The sequence below is a fragment of the Citrobacter sp. RHBSTW-00029 genome (assembly GCF_014104295.1).
GTDB classification, from domain to species: domain Bacteria; phylum Pseudomonadota; class Gammaproteobacteria; order Enterobacterales; family Enterobacteriaceae; genus Citrobacter; species Citrobacter youngae.
In genome coordinates this window covers 3,457,740-3,474,770 of record NZ_JABXRT010000001.1, presented here as the reverse complement: position 1 = coordinate 3,474,770, position 17,031 = coordinate 3,457,740, and the positions used below count along the sequence as shown (strand labels likewise).

General features: G+C 52.8%; 17 protein-coding genes and 1 other annotated feature. Of the genes, 13 read left to right on the top strand and 4 right to left on the bottom strand.

Features of this window, described 5'->3' with window-relative positions; all coding sequences use genetic code 11:
- Positions 1 to 130 precede the first annotated feature (130 nt).
- Positions 131 to 2,068 (top strand): murein transglycosylase, encoded by a 1,938-nt coding sequence (gene sltY / locus HV041_RS16870; protein WP_121585525.1) that lies wholly within the window; start codon positions 131 to 133, stop codon positions 2,066 to 2,068.
- Between the two features lie 88 nt (positions 2,069 to 2,156).
- Positions 2,157 to 2,483 (top strand): trp operon repressor, encoded by a 327-nt coding sequence (gene trpR, locus HV041_RS16865; protein ID WP_003837292.1) that lies wholly within the window; start codon positions 2,157 to 2,159, stop codon positions 2,481 to 2,483.
- A 55-nt stretch (positions 2,484 to 2,538) separates the two neighbouring features.
- On the opposite strand, the gene yjjX is transcribed toward trpR, so the two are convergent.
- Positions 2,539 to 3,054 carry an inosine/xanthosine triphosphatase gene (gene yjjX / locus HV041_RS16860; RefSeq protein WP_101741338.1) on the bottom strand — a complete coding sequence of 172 codons (516 nt, stop codon included), beginning with the start codon at positions 3,052 to 3,054 and terminating at the stop codon, positions 2,539 to 2,541.
- A 174-nt stretch (positions 3,055 to 3,228) separates the two neighbouring features.
- Between yjjX and gpmB the strand changes: the two genes are divergently transcribed.
- Complete coding sequence (gene gpmB, locus HV041_RS16855) at positions 3,229 to 3,876, top strand: 2,3-diphosphoglycerate-dependent phosphoglycerate mutase GpmB (protein WP_005123948.1); 648 nt, start codon at positions 3,229 to 3,231, stop codon at positions 3,874 to 3,876.
- Here gpmB and robA read toward each other — a convergent pair.
- Positions 3,873 to 4,742, bottom strand: a complete 870-nt coding sequence (robA, locus tag HV041_RS16850; RefSeq protein WP_121585457.1) for an MDR efflux pump AcrAB transcriptional activator RobA — start codon at positions 4,740 to 4,742, stop codon at positions 3,873 to 3,875. The two genes, gpmB and robA, sit on opposite strands and share 4 nt — an antisense overlap.
- A gap of 211 nt (positions 4,743 to 4,953) precedes the next feature.
- Here robA and creA point away from each other — a divergent pair, with 211 nt between their 5' ends.
- From creA to creD, 4 genes are read left to right on the top strand one after another with little or no spacing between them, the layout of a single operon-like run.
- The gene (gene creA, locus HV041_RS16845) at positions 4,954 to 5,427 is read left to right on the top strand and encodes a protein CreA (protein WP_048212762.1); all 474 of its coding nucleotides are present in this window, start codon (positions 4,954 to 4,956) and stop codon (positions 5,425 to 5,427) included.
- Between the two features lie 12 nt (positions 5,428 to 5,439).
- Complete coding sequence (gene creB, locus HV041_RS16840) at positions 5,440 to 6,129, top strand: two-component system response regulator CreB (protein WP_121585458.1); 690 nt, start codon at positions 5,440 to 5,442, stop codon at positions 6,127 to 6,129.
- Positions 6,129 to 7,553: a two-component system sensor histidine kinase CreC gene (gene creC / locus HV041_RS16835; protein ID WP_165712604.1), complete on the top strand. Its 1,425-nt coding sequence runs from the start codon at positions 6,129 to 6,131 to the stop codon at positions 7,551 to 7,553. The genes creB and creC overlap by 1 nt, the downstream gene beginning before the upstream one ends.
- Positions 7,554 to 7,610: 57 nt before the next feature.
- Positions 7,611 to 8,957 carry a cell envelope integrity protein CreD gene (creD, locus tag HV041_RS16830; RefSeq protein ID WP_061067200.1) on the top strand — a complete coding sequence of 449 codons (1,347 nt, stop codon included), beginning with the start codon at positions 7,611 to 7,613 and terminating at the stop codon, positions 8,955 to 8,957.
- A gap of 60 nt (positions 8,958 to 9,017) precedes the next feature.
- On the opposite strand, the gene arcA is transcribed toward creD, so the two are convergent.
- On the bottom strand, positions 9,018 to 9,734 hold the full coding sequence (gene arcA, locus HV041_RS16825; RefSeq protein ID WP_001194359.1) for a two-component system response regulator ArcA: 717 nt from the start codon (positions 9,732 to 9,734) through the stop codon (positions 9,018 to 9,020).
- 95 nt (positions 9,735 to 9,829) lie between these two features.
- Between arcA and yjjY the strand changes: the two genes are divergently transcribed.
- The 6 genes from yjjY to thrC all read left to right on the top strand — a co-directional run bounded on the left by yjjY (position 9,830) and on the right by thrC (position 16,096).
- Complete coding sequence (yjjY, locus tag HV041_RS16820) at positions 9,830 to 9,970, top strand: protein YjjY (RefSeq protein WP_001541509.1); 141 nt, start codon at positions 9,830 to 9,832, stop codon at positions 9,968 to 9,970.
- A gap of 399 nt (positions 9,971 to 10,369) precedes the next feature.
- Positions 10,370 to 11,056 (top strand): tRNA/rRNA methyltransferase, encoded by a 687-nt coding sequence (locus HV041_RS16815; protein WP_048212758.1) that lies wholly within the window; start codon positions 10,370 to 10,372, stop codon positions 11,054 to 11,056.
- Between the two features lie 206 nt (positions 11,057 to 11,262).
- Positions 11,263 to 11,389: a sequence feature (Thr leader region), on the top strand.
- Positions 11,268 to 11,333: a thr operon leader peptide gene (gene thrL / locus HV041_RS16810; protein WP_032337689.1), complete on the top strand. Its 66-nt coding sequence runs from the start codon at positions 11,268 to 11,270 to the stop codon at positions 11,331 to 11,333. Its footprint overlaps the feature before it by 66 nt.
- Positions 11,390 to 11,412: 23 nt before the next feature.
- Complete coding sequence (thrA, locus tag HV041_RS16805; protein ID WP_061067202.1) at positions 11,413 to 13,875, top strand: bifunctional aspartate kinase/homoserine dehydrogenase I; 2,463 nt, start codon at positions 11,413 to 11,415, stop codon at positions 13,873 to 13,875.
- Between the two features lies 1 nt (position 13,876).
- Entirely contained in the window at positions 13,877 to 14,806 is a 930-nt protein-coding gene (gene thrB, locus HV041_RS16800) for a homoserine kinase (RefSeq protein ID WP_048212756.1), read from the top strand.
- A 3-nt stretch (positions 14,807 to 14,809) separates the two neighbouring features.
- The gene (thrC, locus tag HV041_RS16795; protein ID WP_048212755.1) at positions 14,810 to 16,096 is read left to right on the top strand and encodes a threonine synthase; all 1,287 of its coding nucleotides are present in this window, start codon (positions 14,810 to 14,812) and stop codon (positions 16,094 to 16,096) included.
- An 84-nt stretch (positions 16,097 to 16,180) separates the two neighbouring features.
- Here thrC and yaaA read toward each other — a convergent pair whose 3' ends face one another.
- Entirely contained in the window at positions 16,181 to 16,954 is a 774-nt protein-coding gene (gene yaaA, locus HV041_RS16790) for a peroxide stress protein YaaA (RefSeq protein ID WP_048212754.1), read from the bottom strand.
- Positions 16,955 to 17,031 lie beyond the last annotated feature (77 nt).

Sequence of the window (17,031 nt, the reverse complement as noted above, 5' to 3'; positions counted from 1 at the left end):
GCCAGCAGATCTCACTCGCAACAAAAGTAAAAAAGTGTCCGTGACGTGGCGCATTCTGCAATGTCTGGTTAGCATGAATGAATTAAGCGGCATGATGCTGCACAGACGTAAACGACAAGAGGAAGAGCTTGTGGACAAAGCCAAACAATTTACCTGGCGCCTGCTGGCGGCAAGCGTATGTCTGCTGACGGTCAGTCAAGTGGCGCGAGCCGATTCCCTGGATGAGCAGCGCAATCGCTATGCGCAAATTAAGCAAGCCTGGGATAACCGACAAATGGACGTCGTAGAGCAGATGATGCCCGGGCTGAAGAACTATCCTCTGTATCCTTATCTGGAATATCGCCAGATCACTGACGATCTGATGAATCAGCCCACCATTACCGTCACCAATTTTGTGCGCGCCAACCCGACGCTGCCCCCGGCGCGTACGCTGCAATCGCGTTTTGTGAACGAACTGGCGCGCCGCGAAGACTGGCGTGGGCTGCTGGCGTTCAGTCCGGAAAAACCGGGCACCACCGAAGCGCAATGTAACTACTACTATGCGAAATGGAGCACCGGACACACTGAAGAAGCCTGGCAGGGCGCAAAAGAACTGTGGTTGAGCGGAAAAAGTCAGCCGAACGCCTGTGACAAATTATTCGGCGTATGGCGTGCCTCAGGCACTCAGGATCCGCTGGCGTATCTGGAACGTATTCGTCTGGCGATGAAAGCCGGGAATACCGGACTGGTCACGGCGTTGGCCGGACAGATGCCCGCGCAATACCAAACCATTGCTTCAGCGATCATCGCGCTGGCCAACGATCCTAATTCGGTGATGACCTTTGCGCGGACAACTGGAGCAACAGATTTTACGCGCCAGATGGCGGCGGTGGCTTTTGCCAGCGTGGCGCGCCAGGATGTGGAAAACGCCCGCCTGATGATCCCCTCGCTGGTGCAAGCGCAGCAGCTGAATGACGAGCAAACCCAGGATCTGCGCGATATTGTTGCCTGGCGCCTGATGGGTAATGACGTTTCCGACGAGCAGGCCAAATGGCGTGATGATGCGATTATGCGCTCCAACTCCACCTCGCTTGTGGAGCGCCGGGTGCGCATGGCGCTGGGAACCGGCGATCGCCGTGGCCTGAATACCTGGCTGGCGCGTCTGCCAATGGAAGCCAAAGAAAAAGATGAGTGGCGCTACTGGCAAGCGGATCTGCTGCTGGAGCGCGGACGCGATGCGGAAGCCAAAGAGATCCTGCACCAACTCATGCAGCAGCGCGGTTTCTATCCGATGGTGGCGGCACAGCGCCTGGGCGAAGAGTACGAGCTGAAAGTGGATAAAGCACCAGCGAACGTTGATTCTGCGCTGATTCAGGGCCCGGAAATGGCACGCGTACGCGAGCTAATGTACTGGAACATGGATAATACCGCGCGCAGTGAATGGGCGAATTTGGTCACCAGCCGTACCAAGTCTGAACAGGCACAACTGGCGCGTTACGCGTTCAACAATCACTGGTGGGATCTGAGCGTTCAGGCCACGATCGCCGGTAAGCTGTGGGATCATCTGGAAGAGCGATTCCCGTTGGCCTATAAAGATCTTTTTACCCGTTACACCAGCGGCAAGGATATTCAGCCAAGCTATGCGATGGCGATAGCGCGTCAGGAAAGCGCCTGGAACCCGAAAGTGAAATCACCGGTTGGCGCCAGTGGGCTGATGCAGATTATGCCGGGTACGGCGACGCATACGGTGAAAATGTTCTCGATTCCGGGTTACAGCAGTCCGAGCCAGCTATTGGATCCTGATACCAACATCAACATCGGAACCAGCTATTTGCAGTACGTGTATCAGCAATTTGGCAATAACCGCATCTTTGCGTCAGCAGCCTATAATGCCGGTCCGGGGCGCGTTCGCACCTGGCTTGGCAATAGCGCTGGCCGCATTGATGCCGTCGCGTTTGTCGAGAGCATTCCATTCTCAGAGACGCGAGGATATGTGAAGAACGTGCTGGCATACGATGCGTACTATCGCTATTTCCTCGGCGATAAACCGGAGTTGATGAGCGACGCAGAATGGCAACGTCGTTACTGATCGCGTCGGTTGTGTTATGCTATCGTACTCGTTAAAGAGTACAAAGGGGGAAGCAAGCACGCTTCCCCCGCAACGATGGCGATAACTTATGACTCAGCAATCACCCTATTCAGCAGAGATGGCAGAACAGCGTCACCAGGAGTGGTTACGTTTTGTCGATCTGCTTAAACACGCCTACGAACAAGACTTACACCTGCCGCTGCTCAACTTGATGTTAACGCCGGATGAGCGTGAAGCGTTGGGCACGCGTGTGCGTATCATTGAAGAGCTGCTGCGCGGTGAGATGAGCCAGCGTGAGCTTAAAAACGAGCTTGGGGCGGGGATTGCTACTATTACGCGAGGGTCGAACAGCCTCAAATCCGCGCCGGTGGATCTGCGTCAGTGGCTGGAGCAGGTGTTGCTCGGGAAAAATTGATCCGCCGGATGTGGCTTTGCCTTATCCGGCCTACGATTGAACATCCGGCACAATGCTATAAATACACCGCGTTATGAAACGGGCTGAGCGCCAGAATCACCGCCTGGTGGTAAACGCTCGAGCGCGTCAGCTTACCCGCGGTAAAGACGCCGATTGCGCCCTCTTTACGGCCAATCTCATCAATACCTGTATAGTCCGACATCACCGGGCCGAGTGCTTCACCTTTGCGGACTCTGTCGAGAATGACAGCAGGCAATGGCAGCGTGGCTGAACGGGCTTCACCGCGCTGGTTGCCGTTATCAATCACCACCCAACTGAAGGTGGCGTCATCGTCAATTCCTGCTTCAATGGCGACCCAGAAATCAGCCTGCGGGTGCTGGCGGCGAGCGTTATCAACGCGATTTCGTGCGCCAGTGCGCGTTTCCTGGTTTCCGAAAGGTTGTTCCGGCACGCCACTCTCGACGGCGACGGGTTCAATATGGCAGGATCCTTCCCCGAAAATCTCTTCAAATGCCCGCAGAATTGCCTGAATTTTGGCAGGATTGGTGGTCGCAGAGATAACCTTGTGCATAATTAAGCTCAGTTTGAAAATTCATCGCAGAGTCTACTCTAAATAATTTGAGTAACAGAAAGGCGGTAAGCAAGGGAATCCTCAGGAACATAGATAACTATGTGACTGGGGTGAGCGAGCGAAACCAACGCATCTGTTACTCAAAGTATGACGAGTATATAACGGAAAAAAAGCATGTTACAGGTATACCTTGTTCGCCATGGCGAAACGCAGTGGAACGCCGAGCGACGTATTCAAGGCCAGTCAGACAGCCCACTGACCGCTAAAGGTGAGCAGCAAGCCATGCAGGTGGGTGAACGCGCCCGCTCGTTTGGTATTACGCATGTCATCAGTAGCGATTTAGGTCGTACACGACGCACCGCAGAAATCATCGCCCAGGCCTGCGGCTGTGATATCACCTATGACTCACGTCTGCGTGAACTGAATATGGGCGTGCTGGAGCAACGTCATATTGATACGCTGACGCCGGAGGAAGAGGGCTGGCGTCGTCAGTTGGTGAACGGTACGGTGGATGGCCGTATTCCTGAAGGGGAATCGATGCAGGAACTGAGCGATCGCGTTAACGCGGCGCTGGCATCCTGTCTGGAACTGCCGCCGGGGAGTCGACCGCTGCTGGTCAGTCATGGTATCGCGCTGGGTTGCCTGGTGAGTACGATTCTGGGATTACCGGCATGGGCTGAACGTCGCCTGCGTCTGCGCAACTGCTCTATTTCTCGTGTCGATTACCAGGAAAGTTTATGGCTGGCACCGGGATGGGTAGTTGAAACGGCAGGGGACATCTCTCATCTGGACGCCCCTGCGTTGGATGAACTGCAGCGCTAGCGGCGAATCGGAATCAGGAATTCGCAGCGCAGGTTAATAGGGCGATCTCCCGCTTTGGCATCTTCTGCCGGGTAGTATCGCTCGATATCCTGCCCTTTACGGCGCGTCAGGTTCAGCATCGGCATGCAGGTGCCGTAAACCGTCAGGATAAACTCCTGCACGCCCGTCCCCAGACCCTCATAGGTAAACATCACATATTCGCCGCCCTGTAACAGGATGGGTTGCGCCGACTGCACGTATCCGTTGGCCTGCTCTGGTGTGAGCGCGGTGGTATAAAACACTTCCTGTTCGTCATCTTTCTCAATGCTGGGGCGTGTTTCATTGAGTCCGTACAGAACCTGCGGGATTGCAGGAGCATGAGCAAGGAAGTCGCGCCAGAACTGGATCCGCATTTCATGACGGAAATCTGAAATCTGTTCCAGCGAGCAGGAATAGCTTTGCGTAGTGCCAAGCAGTTGCGTATCTTCAAGCGTGACAAACTCATGCGCAGGCATCGCAAATTCACCCAGTCGCATCGGCGGGCGAATACCGAAAGCGCTCCATTCCGGCGAACGACGATACAGCGCAGGCGTCTGAGAAAACTGTTTCTTGAACGCGCGGGTAAAGGTTTGTTGAGAGTCAAAGCGATACTGCAGGGCGATGTCCAGAATCGGACGCGCAGTCAGGCGTAGCGCCACTGCGGACTTCGATAAACGGCGGGCGCGGATATAGGCGCCAATAGCATGGCCCGTCACGTCCTTGAACATTCTCTGCAGATGCCACTTGGAATAGCCTGCTTTTGCCGCCACATTGTCAAGCGACAAAGGCTGATCCAGATGGCCTTCCAGCCAGATTAAGAGGTCGCGAATAATGCCAGCCTGATCCATAAAATATCCTCATCCTTTCAACAACGAGTACCTGACGTCAGGTATGAGGATAATAGCATTTTTTGCTGTTTTAGCATTCAGTGTTTTTTTTGCTCATAAATGCTTTTTTCGGACATACGAAAGCGTGATTATTGTAATCCTGTGATCTATATACGTTTTATCTTAGAATGTCGAATAATTGCACAGAGTAACTTTTAAAAATGGTAACAATATGAAATATAAGAGCTTAGTCATTTCCTCAATTCTGCTGATGATGGCGCAGGTTGCCCATGCGGAGCAGATTGGATCTGTCGATACCGTGTTCAAAATGTTTGGACCGGATCATAAAATTGTGGTCGAGGCATTTGATGATCCTGATGTCACCAATGTGACCTGCTACGTTAGCCGCGCCAAAACCGGTGGAATTAAAGGTGGACTGGGTTTGGCTGAAGATACTTCCGACGCGGCTATCTCCTGTCAGCAGGTGGGGCCGGTGGAGCTGAGCGACAGAATTAAAAACGGCAAAGCCCAGGGCGAGGTGGTCTTTAAGAAACGTACATCGCTGGTGTTTAAATCCTTACAGGTCGTGCGTTTTTATGATGCAAAACGTAATGCGCTGGCCTATCTGGCCTATTCAGATAAGGTGGTTGATGGATCGCCCAAAAATGCTATCAGCGCGGTACCTATCATGCCGTGGCAGCGATAACAGGCAGGCAAAATGCAACAGGCGCTGATCTGGTTGGTTGAGGACGAGCAGGGGATTGCGGATACGCTTATCTACATGCTGCAGCAGGAAGGTTTTAGCGTTGAAGCTTTTGAGCGTGGATTGCCCGTGCTGGAAAAATCACGCCAGAGATGTCCGGATGCGATCATTCTGGATGTCGGACTCCCGGATATCAGTGGTTTTGAACTGTGCCGACGCTTGCTGGAACGCCATCCGGCATTACCGATCCTCTTTCTGACTGCGCGTAGCGATGAAGTCGATCGCCTGCTGGGGCTGGAAATTGGTGCGGATGATTATGTGGCGAAACCCTTCTCTCCGCGTGAAGTGTGCGCCCGCGTGCGTACATTGCTGCGGCGGGTGAGAAAATTCTCCACGCCTTCACCGGCGACGCGCTGTGGGGATTTTGAGCTCAATGAACTTGCCGCACAGATTACCTGGTTTGGGATGCCGTTAAATCTGACGCGCTATGAATTCTTGTTGCTGAAGACATTACTGTTGTCGCCGGGACGCGTCTACTCACGCCAACAGTTAATGGATTTAGTCTGGGCCGATGCCCAGGATACCTTTGACCGAACGGTTGATACCCACATCAAAACGTTGCGCGCCAAGCTGCGGGCCATCAGCCCCGAGCTTTCCCCCATCAATACGCATCGCGGTATGGGATACAGCTTGAGGAGCGTCTGATGCGCATTGGCATGCGTTTGCTGCTCGGCTATTTTCTGATTGTTGCCGTCGCCGCCTGGTTCGTTCTGTCTATCTTTGTGCAGGAAATTAAGCCAGGCGTGCGCCGGGCGACCGAAGGCACTTTAATTGATACCGCCACGCTGCTGGCCGCGCTGGCACGTGATGACTTGCTCTCTGACTCTCCCGCCAACGGCAGGCTGGCACAGGCCTTTTCGCAACTGCACGATCGTCCTTTTCGCGCCAATATCAGTGGCATTAACAAAGTGCGCAATGAGTATCACGTCTACATGACGGACGCGCAGGGCAAGGTGGTATTTGATTCCGCCAACCAGGCCGTCGGCGAAGATTATTCTCGCTGGAACGACGTATGGTTAACGCTGCGTGGGCAGTATGGCGCACGAAGTACGCCACAGAACATGGCCGATCCGGAAAGTTCGGTGATGTATGTTGCCGCACCGATTGTTGACGGCGGACGTATTATCGGGGTGCTGAGCGTTGGTAAACCGAATGCGGCAATGACGCCAGTGATTAAACGCAGTGAACGGCGGATGCTGTGGGCCAGCGCCGTGTTACTGGGGATCGCCTTAGTGATTGGCTTTGGGATGGTATGGTGGATAAACCGGTCTATCGCGCGGCTGGCACGCTATGCTGATTCTGTCACTGAGGATCGCCCCGTTGCGCTTCCTGATCTTGGTAGCAGTGAGCTACGCAAGTTGGCGCAGGCGCTGGAAAGTATGCGTCTGAAGCTGGAGGGCAAGAATTATATTGAGCAGTACGTCTATGCGTTGACGCATGAGTTAAAAAGCCCGTTGGCGGCGATCCGCGGCGCGGCTGAGATTTTGCGCGAAGGGCCGCCGCCGAACGTGGTTGCGCGTTTCACCGATAATATTCTGACGCAGAATGCGCGCATGCAGGCGCTGGTCGAAACTTTGCTACGCCAGGCACGACTGGAGAATCGACAGGACATTACGTTGACGCCGGTGGCGGTAGATGCGCTTTTTACCCAGCTTAAAGAGGCGCGTAGTGTGCAACTGGCGGCTAAAAACATCACGCTTACCGTTGTACCTTCATCGCTGACGGTTGCCGCCGATGCCGCACTGTTGGAGCAAGCGTTGGGTAATCTGCTGGATAACGCCATCGACTTTACGCTGGAGAACGGAACAATTGTATTGAGCGCGCATTCGCAGGAGGACCGCGTCACAATACAGGTCAGTGATAACGGTAGTGGCATACCTGACTTTGCGTTGCCGCGTATTTTTGAACGCTTCTACTCGCTGCCCCGTGAGAATGGGCATAAGAGTAGTGGGCTGGGGCTGGCGTTTGTCAGTGAGGTTGCGCGATTGCATCGAGGTGACGTGACGTTATGCAACCGACCAGAAGGCGGGGCGCAGGCCTCGTTTACACTTCACCGTCACTTCACATAACTTCAAATTCCCCGCACATAGCTGTTCTACCTTGCTGATATCGTAAAGGAGAACGCTATGTTTAAATCCCCCCTGTTTTGGAAAATAGTCACCTTAGGTGGCGCTATGCTGCTGCTGTTAATTCCACTGACGATGATCAGGCAGATTATTGTTGAGCGGTCGGACTACCGTAGTGAGGTAGAAGATGCTATTCGACAGAGCACCAGTGGGCCGCAAAAGGTGGTAGGCCCGCTGATTGCCGTCCCGGTGACGGAACTGTATACCGAGCTGGAAGGTGACAAACAGATCCAGCGAAAGCGCAGCTACATCCACTTCTGGTTGCCGGAATCGCTGGTTGTTGAGGGTAACCAGAACGTTGAAGCGCGGAAGATAGGTATTTATGAAGGACAGGTTTGGCACAACGATTTATCGGTGAAGGCTGAGTTTAACGCCGAACGGCTGAGCGATTTAAACCATCCCAATGTCAGCGTCGGTAAACCGTTTATTGTGGTTGGCGTGGGCGACGCGCGCGGGATTGGCGTCGTGAAGGCTTCGCAGATTAATGGAACATCGCTGGCGGTCGAACCCGGTACTGGGCTGGATGGCCGTGCTCAGGGGATCCACATTCCGCTACCGGATGCCGGCTGGGCGGAAAAAAATCTCAGTGTCGTGTTGTCGCTTAATCTGAGTGGAACCGGTGATTTTTCTGTCGTCCCGGTTGGTCGTAATAGCGAAATGACTGTGACCAGCAACTGGCCACACCCTAACTTTCTCGGCGATTTTCTTCCGGCTAAGCGTGAAATCAGTGAGTCAGGGTTTAAGGCGCAATGGCAAAGTAGCTGGTTCGCGAATAATCTGGGAGAACGCTTCGGCGATGAGAAGATTGGCTGGCAGGGCATGCCTGCGTTTAGCGTCGCTGTGGCTACGCCTGCGGATCAGTATCAACTGACAGATCGGGCGACAAAGTATGCCATTTTATTGATTACACTGACTTTCATGTCTTTCTTTGTGCTCGAGAGTATGACCAGTCTGCGTCTGCACCCGATGCAATATCTGTTGGTGGGATTATCACTGGTGATGTTCTATTTGCTGTTGTTGGCGCTGTCGGAGCATGTGGGTTTTACTGCGGCGTGGATTACTGCAAGCCTGGTAGGCGCGCTGATGAACGGCGTGTATTTACAGGCGATACTACAGGGATGGCGTAACAGTCTGTTTTTTACCGCAGCATTGCTGGGACTGGATGGCGTGATGTGGGTACTGTTGCGTTCGCAGGACAGCGCGTTACTGCTGGGAACGGGCGTGCTGTTACTGGCGCTTTGTGGGGTGATGTTCCTGACGCGTCATCTTGACTGGCACCGGCTTGCACAGCCAAAGCCCAAAAAGGAGAACGCAACTGAGGACGATGAATTACGGTTGTGGAAATAGGGGCGTAGTAGAATGAAAAACGGCGCATAAAGCGCCGTTTTTATACCAGTCAGGATGACATTAATCCTGCAGATCGCCGCAGAAACGGTAGCCTTCACCGTGAATGGTAGCGATGATTTCTGGTGTATCCGGCGTGGATTCGAAATGCTTACGAATACGGCGGATTGTTACGTCAACGGTACGGTCATGCGGCTTCAGTTCGCGGCCGGTCATTTTTTTCAGCAGTTCTGCGCGAGACTGGATCTTGCCCGGATTCTCGCAGAAGTGAAGCATGGCACGGAATTCGCTACGTGGCAGTTTATACTGCTCGCCGTCAGGGCCAATCAGAGAGCGGCTATTGATGTCCAGCTCCCAACCATTGAACTTGTAGCTTTCGACGCTACGACGCTCTTCGCTCACTGTGCCCAGATTCATGGTGCGGGACAGCAGGTTACGAGCACGGATAGTCAGTTCGCGTGGGTTAAACGGCTTGGTGATGTAATCGTCAGCGCCGATTTCGAGGCCGAGAATTTTATCGACTTCGTTATCACGGCCCGTCAGGAACATCAGTGCAACGTTAGCTTGTTCGCGAAGTTCACGCGCTAACAGAAGACCATTTTTACCTGGCAGATTGATATCCATAATCACAAGGTTGATGTCATATTCAGAGAGGATCTGATGCATTTCCGCGCCATCTGTCGCCTCGAATACATCATAGCCTTCCGCTTCGAAAATGCTTTTCAACGTGTTACGTGTTACTAACTCGTCTTCAACGATAAGAATGTGCGGGGTCTGCATGTTTGCTACCTAAATTGCCAACTAAATCGAAACAGGAAGTACAAAAGTCCCTGACCTGCCTGATGCATGTCGTAAATTAACATGATCGGCGTAACATGACTAAAGTACGTAATTGCGTTCTTGATGCACTTTCCATCAACGTCAACAACATCATTAGCTTGGTCGTGGGCACTTTCCCTCTGGACCCGACAGTGTCAAAAACGGCTGTCATCCTAACCATTTTAACAGCAACATAACAGGCTAAGACGTACCGGACACCCAATAAAACTACGCTTCGTTGACATATATCAAGTTCAATTGTAGCACGTTAACAGTTTGATGAAATCAACGTATCTAAATGATAGCTTTCATCACAAAATTGCAATATTACAACTAGTTGCACGCGCTAATTAATAAATGTAATGAATCCAATCTATGAGAACCATTCTAAATCAAATTATCATGGATAAACAGAAGGATATGCAACTTCTGTTAACATAAAAAGCAATAGTACATGCAGGAAATAGTTTAGCATTTTTTACTGAATGTAAAATGCTTTTTCAGTGATTTCTGTTAAAAATATGTAAATTCGCGCTGCGTAATATGTTGATGCACATCACATAATTATCTGCAGGCCGGTCAAAAAGAGTATCAAAATGCGTTTAACAATTATTCTGGTTGCTCCCGCCAGAGCCGAAAATATTGGCGCGGCAGCTCGTGCTATGAAAACCATGGGATTCACACAAATGCGGATCGTTGATAGCGAGGCTCATCTGGCGCCTGCGACGCGATGGGTTGCGCATGGCTCGGGTGATATTATTGATAATATTAACGTTTTCCCAACATTAGCGGAGGCGCTTCACGACGTGGATTTTACCGTCGCCACCACGGCGCGCAGCCGGGCGAAGTTTCATTATTACGCCACGCCGGTCGAATTGGTTCCCCTGTTGCAGGAAAAATCAACGTGGATGGATCACGCCGCGCTGGTTTTTGGTCGTGAAGATTCGGGGTTGACCAACGAAGAATTGGCTCTGGCGGATGTACTCACCGGTGTACCTATGGTGGCTGACTATCCATCACTCAATTTGGGGCAGGCGGTGATGGTGTATTGCTATCAATTAGCAGGTTTAATACAACAACCGGCCAGAAACATTGAGGTGACGGATGAGCATCAGCTACAGGCATTGCGCGAACGTGTTTTGCGTTTATTAGCCACGCTGAACGTTTCTGACGACATTAAGCTGACGGACTGGCTGCAACAGCGAATGGGTCTGTTAGAGCAGCGAGACACGGCAATGTTGCACCGTTTTTTACATGATATCGAAAAAAATATTACAAAATAAAATGTCTTGTTTGTTATATTTTTTAGTGTTTGATTCTGACTTCAAGTGGGGTGCGCACGCTGTATTGGTTGAAAATAAAAGGGCAAGCAGTCGCTCGTGAACAAGTTTCGGAATGTGATCAATTTAAAAATTTATTGACTTAGGTCAGCAGATACTTTAACCCTAAAAGAATACAAGACAGGTCATAAATAATTACAGAGCACACAACATCATGAAACGCATCAGCATCACCATTACAACAACCATCACCATTACCACAGGTAACGGTGCGGGCTGACGCGTACAGGAAACACAAGAAAAAGCCCGCACCTAAACAGTGCGGGCTTTTTTTTCGACCAAAGGCAATGAGGTAAACCATGCGAGTGTTGAAGTTCGGCGGTACATCAGTGGCAAATGCAGAGCGCTTTCTGCGAGTTGCCGATATTCTGGAAAGCAATGCCAGGCAGGGGCAGGTCGCGACCGTGCTCTCTGCCCCCGCAAAAATTACCAACCATCTGGTGGCGATGATTGAGAAGACCATCGGTGGTCAGGACGCTTTAGCCAATATCAGTGACGCCGAACGTATTTTCTCAGAGCTTTTGGTTGGTCTCGCCGCCGCGCAGCCGGGTTTTCCGCTGGCTCCGCTCAAAGCCTTCGTTGAACAAGAATTTGCCCAAATTAAACATGTCCTGCACGGTATCAGCCTGCTGGGACAGTGCCCGGACAGCATCAATGCCGCGCTTATTTGCCGTGGCGAAAAAATGTCGATCGCTATCATGGCTGGCCTGCTGGAGGCGCGCGGGCACCACGTTACCGTTATCGATCCGGTCGAGAAATTGCTGGCGGTAGGCCATTACCTCGAATCTACCGTTGATATCGCCGAATCTACGCGCCGCATTGCCGCCAGTCGTATTCCTGCGGACCACATGATTTTGATGGCAGGCTTTACTGCCGGGAATGAAAAAGGTGAGTTGGTGGTGTTGGGGCGCAATGGCTCCGACTACTCTGCCGCCGTACTGGCCGCCTGTTTACGCGCGGACTGTTGTGAGATCTGGACCGATGTTGACGGCGTATATACTTGCGATCCGCGCCAGGTACCCGACGCCCGATTGCTGAAGTCGATGTCTTATCAGGAAGCGATGGAGCTTTCTTACTTCGGCGCCAAAGTTCTGCATCCGCGCACCATTACCCCAATTGCTCAGTTCCAGATCCCGTGCCTGATTAAAAATACCGGCAATCCACAAGCGCCTGGCACGTTGATCGGCGCCAGCGGTGATGAAGACGATTTGCCGGTGAAAGGTATTTCTAACCTTAATAACATGGCGATGTTTAGCGTCTCCGGCCCGGGAATGAAAGGCATGGTGGGCATGGCGGCGCGCGTTTTTGCCGCGATGTCGCGTGCGGGTATCTCGGTGGTGCTGATCACGCAATCCTCTTCTGAATACAGCATCAGCTTCTGCGTTCCGCAGGGCGACTGCGCGCGTGCGCAACGCGCGATGCAGGATGAATTCTATCTCGAACTGAAAGAAGGCCTGCTGGAGCCGCTGGCGGTGACTGAGCGTCTGGCTATCATCTCAGTTGTGGGTGATGGCATGCGCACGCTGCGCGGCATTTCGGCGAAATTCTTTGCTGCGCTGGCCCGCGCCAACATCAATATCGTGGCCATCGCGCAAGGCTCGTCTGAGCGTTCTATTTCGGTGGTGGTGAATAACGACGATGCAACCACTGGCGTACGCGTTACCCATCAGATGCTGTTCAACACCGACCAGGTGATTGAAGTCTTTGTCATTGGCGTAGGCGGGGTGGGCGGTGCGTTGCTGGATCAGCTTAAACGTCAGCAAACCTGGCTTAAAAAGAAGCATATTGACCTTCGCGTGTGCGGCGTGGCGAATTCGAAGGCTCTGCTGACCAACGTCCATGGTTTGAATCTGGAAAACTGGCAGGCGGAGCTGGAAAGCGCGAAAGAGCCATTCAACCTTGGGCGCTTAATTCGTCTGGTAAAAGAATATCATCTGCTTAATCCGGTGATCGTCGACTGTACGTCAAGCCAGGCGGTGGCGGATCAATATGCTGATTTCCTGCGCGAAGGCTTCCATGTGGTTACGCCGAACAAAAAGGCCAACACCTCGTCGATGGATTACTACCATCAGCTGCGTTTTGCAGCGGCGAAGTCCCGGCGTAAATTCCTCTACGATACCAACGTGGGCGCGGGCTTGCCGGTTATTGAAAACCTGCAAAATCTACTCAGCGCAGGTGATGAATTGCAGCGTTTCTCCGGTATTCTTTCCGGCTCGCTGTCGTTTATTTTCGGCAAGCTGGATGAAGGAATGAGCTTCTCGCAAGCCACCAGCATGGCGCGTGAGATGGGTTACACCGAACCTGACCCGCGTGACGATCTTTCCGGTATGGACGTAGCGCGTAAGCTGCTGATCCTCGCCCGTGAAACCGGTCGTGAGCTGGAGCTTTCTGACATTGTTATTGAGCCGGTCCTGCCAAAAGAGTTTGATGATTCCGGTGATGTTTCCGCGTTTATGACGAAATTGCCGCAGCTGGATGACGAGTTTGCCGCGCGCGTGGCGAAAGCCCGTGATGAGGGTAAAGTATTGCGCTATGTTGGCAATATTGAAGAAGACGGCGTCTGTCGCGTGAAAATAGAGGCAGTAGACGGCAACGATCCGCTGTTCAAAGTGAAAAACGGTGAAAACGCGCTGGCGTTTTACAGCCACTATTATCAGCCGCTACCGCTGGTGCTGCGTGGATATGGTGCGGGTAACGACGTGACGGCTGCGGGCGTATTCGCCGACCTGCTACGCACCCTTTCATGGAAGTTAGGAGTCTGACATGGTGAGAGTTTATGCCCCGGCTTCCAGTGCCAATATGAGCGTCGGGTTCGATGTGCTTGGCGCGGCGGTAACCCCCGTAGATGGTTCACTGTTGGGTGACGTGGTCTCGGTTGAGACGGCTGACCAGTTCAGCCTGAACAATCTCGGGCGTTTTGCTAACAAGCTGCCGTCTGAGCCGCGAGAAAATATCGTCTACCAGTGCTGGGAGCGTTTCTGTCAGGAGTTGGGTAAAAACGTTCCGGTGGCGATGACGCTGGAAAAAAATATGCCGATTGGCTCCGGGTTAGGCTCCAGCGCCTGTTCCGTTGTGGCGGCGCTGGTCGCGATGAATGAGTACTGCGGTAAACCGCTCAACGATACGCGACTGTTGGCGATTATGGGTGAACTGGAAGGGCGTATCTCCGGCAGTATTCACTACGATAATGTCGCCCCGTGCTTTTTGGGCGGCATGCAGCTAATGATCGAAGAAAACGGCATTATCAGCCAGCAGGTGCCAGGCTTTGATGAGTGGCTGTGGGTGCTGGCATATCCAGGTATTAAAGTTTCCACAGCGGAAGCGCGGGCGATTTTACCTGCGCAATATCGTCGTCAGGACTGTATTGCCCACGGGCGACATCTGGCTGGATTTATCCATGCCTGCTATTCCCGTCAGCCTGGGCTTGCCGCGAAGCTGATGAAGGACGTCATTGCTGAGCCGTACCGTACCCGCTTGCTGCCTGGCTTTAGCCAGGCGCGTCAGGCGGTAGCGGAAATCGGCGCGCTGGCCAGCGGCATCTCCGGCTCGGGGCCGACGCTGTTCGCCTTATGCGATAAGCCGGATACGGCACAGCGCGTAGCAGACTGGCTGGGTAAAAATTACCTGCAAAATCAGGAAGGCTTTGTTCATATTTGCCGGCTGGACACGGCGGGCGCACGGGTACTGGGATAATCAATGAAACTCTATAATCTGAAAGATCACAACGAACAGGTCAACTTTGCGCAGGCCGTCACGCAAGGGCTTGGCAAGAATCAGGGATTGTTTTTTCCACACGAGCTGCCGGAATTTAATCTGACAGAAGTGGATGAGATGCTGAACCAGGACTTCGTCAGCCGCAGCGCTAAGATCCTTTCCGCATTTATTGGCACGGAGATCCCACAAGAGATCCTGGAGGAGCGCGTGCGTGCGGCGTTTGCCTTCCCGGCACCGGTCGCTCAGGTCGAAGGTGATATCGGCTGTCTGGAGCTGTTCCATGGTCCGACACTGGCGTTTAAAGACTTTGGCGGGCGCTTTATGGCGCAAATGCTAACGCACATCAGCGGCGACAAACCGGTGACAATCCTGACTGCGACATCCGGAGACACCGGGGCCGCAGTTGCACATGCTTTTTATGGCCTGAAAAATGTGCGTGTGGTGATCCTCTACCCAAATGGCAAGATCAGCCCATTACAGGAAAAACTGTTCTGTACGCTGGGCGGCAATATTGAAACTGTCGCCATCGACGGTGATTTTGATGCCTGCCAGGCGCTGGTGAAACAGGCGTTTGATGATGAAGAGCTGAAGGCTGCTCTGGGGCTGAATTCCGCAAACTCCATCAACATCAGTCGCCTGCTGGCGCAAATCTGCTACTACTTTGAAGCCGTGGCTCAACTGCCGCAAGAGGCGCGGAATCAGCTGGTTATTTCCGTTCCCAGCGGTAACTTTGGCGATTTGACCGCCGGGCTGCTGGCGAAATCACTGGGCTTACCGGTGAAGCGCTTTATTGCGGCAACTAACGTCAACGATACGGTTCCGCGTTTCCTTGCTGAAGGTGAGTGGGCGCCGAAAGCGACTCAGGCGACGTTATCGAATGCCATGGATGTCAGCCAGCCGAACAACTGGCCGCGCGTGGAAGAACTGTTCCGCCGTAAAATTTGGCGTCTGAATGAGCTGGGTTATGCCGCCGTTGATGATGCAACGACGCAGGACACCATGCGCGAACTGCAGAAGATTGGTTACACCTCAGAGCCGCATGCGGCGGTGGCGTATCGTGCACTGCGTGACCAGTTGAATCCGGGCGAATATGGCCTGTTCCTTGGCACCGCACATCCGGCGAAATTTAAAGAAAGCGTTGAACAGATTCTGAATGTCACGCTGGATCTACCAAAAGAGCTGGCTGAACGTGCAGACTTGCCGCTGCTTTCGCATCATCTGCCCGCTGATTTTGCGCAACTGCGTAAGCTGATGATGACTCGCGGTTAATGGTGGTGCCCGCTGGCGCTTTGCTTAGCGGGCCTACAAAACCTGCAGGCCGGATAAGGCGTTAGCCGTCATCCGGCATGTAAATTATTGCTCGTGGCGTTTAAACACCAGTTCGCCGTTTCCTGACGCTTCTTCATCAAAGAAATAGCCTTCGCTGTTAAAAGCGGTCAACTGTTCTGGCTGCGTTAAGCGGTTTTCAATGATGTAGCGGCTCATCAGGCCGCGGGCTTTTTTGGCATAGAAGCTGATGACTTTGAATTTGCCGTTCTTCTCATCAAGGAATACCGGTTTAATCAGTTCTGCGTTCAGCTTTTTCGGCTTCACGGATTTAAAATACTCGTCTGAGGCGAGGTTAATCACCACGCTGTCGCCTTGTGCTCCCAGCGCTTCGTTAAGTTTATCGGTGATGGTATCTCCCCAGAACTGATAGAGATCTTTACCCTTCGCATTGGCCAGACGAATGCCCATCTCCAGACGGTAGGGTTGCATCAAATCCAGCGGGCGCAGAACACCATACAGCCCGGACAGCATGCGTAAATGCTGCTGAGCGAAGTCGAAATCCGCCTCGCTGAAGGTTTCAGCCTGCAATCCGGTATACACGTCGCCCTTAAACGCCAGAATGGCCTGGCGCGCATTGTCCGGCGTGAAGTCAGGCTGCCAGTCATGGAAACGCGTGGCATTCAAATCCGCCAGCTTGTCGCTAATTCCCATCAGCTTACCAATCTGTGGCGCAGAGAGCTGGCGCGCCACATGGATAAGCTGCTGAGAGTGATCCAGCAGTTCGGGTAGCGTATGGCGTGTCGTTGCCAGCGGACTTTGGTAGTCGAGCGTTTTTGCAGGTGAAATCAGAATCAGCATATCCAGTCCTTGCAGGAGATTTACTGCGACTTTAGCAAAAAAAACGACAGAATTGATCGATGGTTGTGATTGCCGCG

Coding starts and splice junctions, on each gene's coding strand:
- yjjX (WP_101741338.1), bottom strand. CDS start 3,054: ATGCACAAGGTTATCTCTGCGACCACCAATCCTGCCAAAATTCAGGCA.
- gpmB (WP_005123948.1), top strand. CDS start 3,229: ATGTTACAGGTATACCTTGTTCGCCATGGCGAAACGCAGTGGAACGCC.
- trpR (WP_003837292.1), top strand. CDS start 2,157: ATGACTCAGCAATCACCCTATTCAGCAGAGATGGCAGAACAGCGTCAC.
- yaaA (WP_048212754.1), bottom strand. CDS start 16,954: ATGCTGATTCTGATTTCACCTGCAAAAACGCTCGACTACCAAAGTCCG.
- thrB (WP_048212756.1), top strand. CDS start 13,877: ATGGTGAGAGTTTATGCCCCGGCTTCCAGTGCCAATATGAGCGTCGGG.
- robA (WP_121585457.1), bottom strand. CDS start 4,742: ATGGATCAGGCTGGCATTATTCGCGACCTCTTAATCTGGCTGGAAGGC.
- thrA (WP_061067202.1), top strand. CDS start 11,413: ATGCGAGTGTTGAAGTTCGGCGGTACATCAGTGGCAAATGCAGAGCGC.
- creA (WP_048212762.1), top strand. CDS start 4,954: ATGAAATATAAGAGCTTAGTCATTTCCTCAATTCTGCTGATGATGGCG.
- arcA (WP_001194359.1), bottom strand. CDS start 9,734: ATGCAGACCCCGCACATTCTTATCGTTGAAGACGAGTTAGTAACACGT.
- HV041_RS16815 (WP_048212758.1), top strand. CDS start 10,370: ATGCGTTTAACAATTATTCTGGTTGCTCCCGCCAGAGCCGAAAATATT.
- thrC (WP_048212755.1), top strand. CDS start 14,810: ATGAAACTCTATAATCTGAAAGATCACAACGAACAGGTCAACTTTGCG.
- creC (WP_165712604.1), top strand. CDS start 6,129: ATGCGCATTGGCATGCGTTTGCTGCTCGGCTATTTTCTGATTGTTGCC.
- yjjY (WP_001541509.1), top strand. CDS start 9,830: ATGACTAAAGTACGTAATTGCGTTCTTGATGCACTTTCCATCAACGTC.
- creD (WP_061067200.1), top strand. CDS start 7,611: ATGTTTAAATCCCCCCTGTTTTGGAAAATAGTCACCTTAGGTGGCGCT.
- creB (WP_121585458.1), top strand. CDS start 5,440: ATGCAACAGGCGCTGATCTGGTTGGTTGAGGACGAGCAGGGGATTGCG.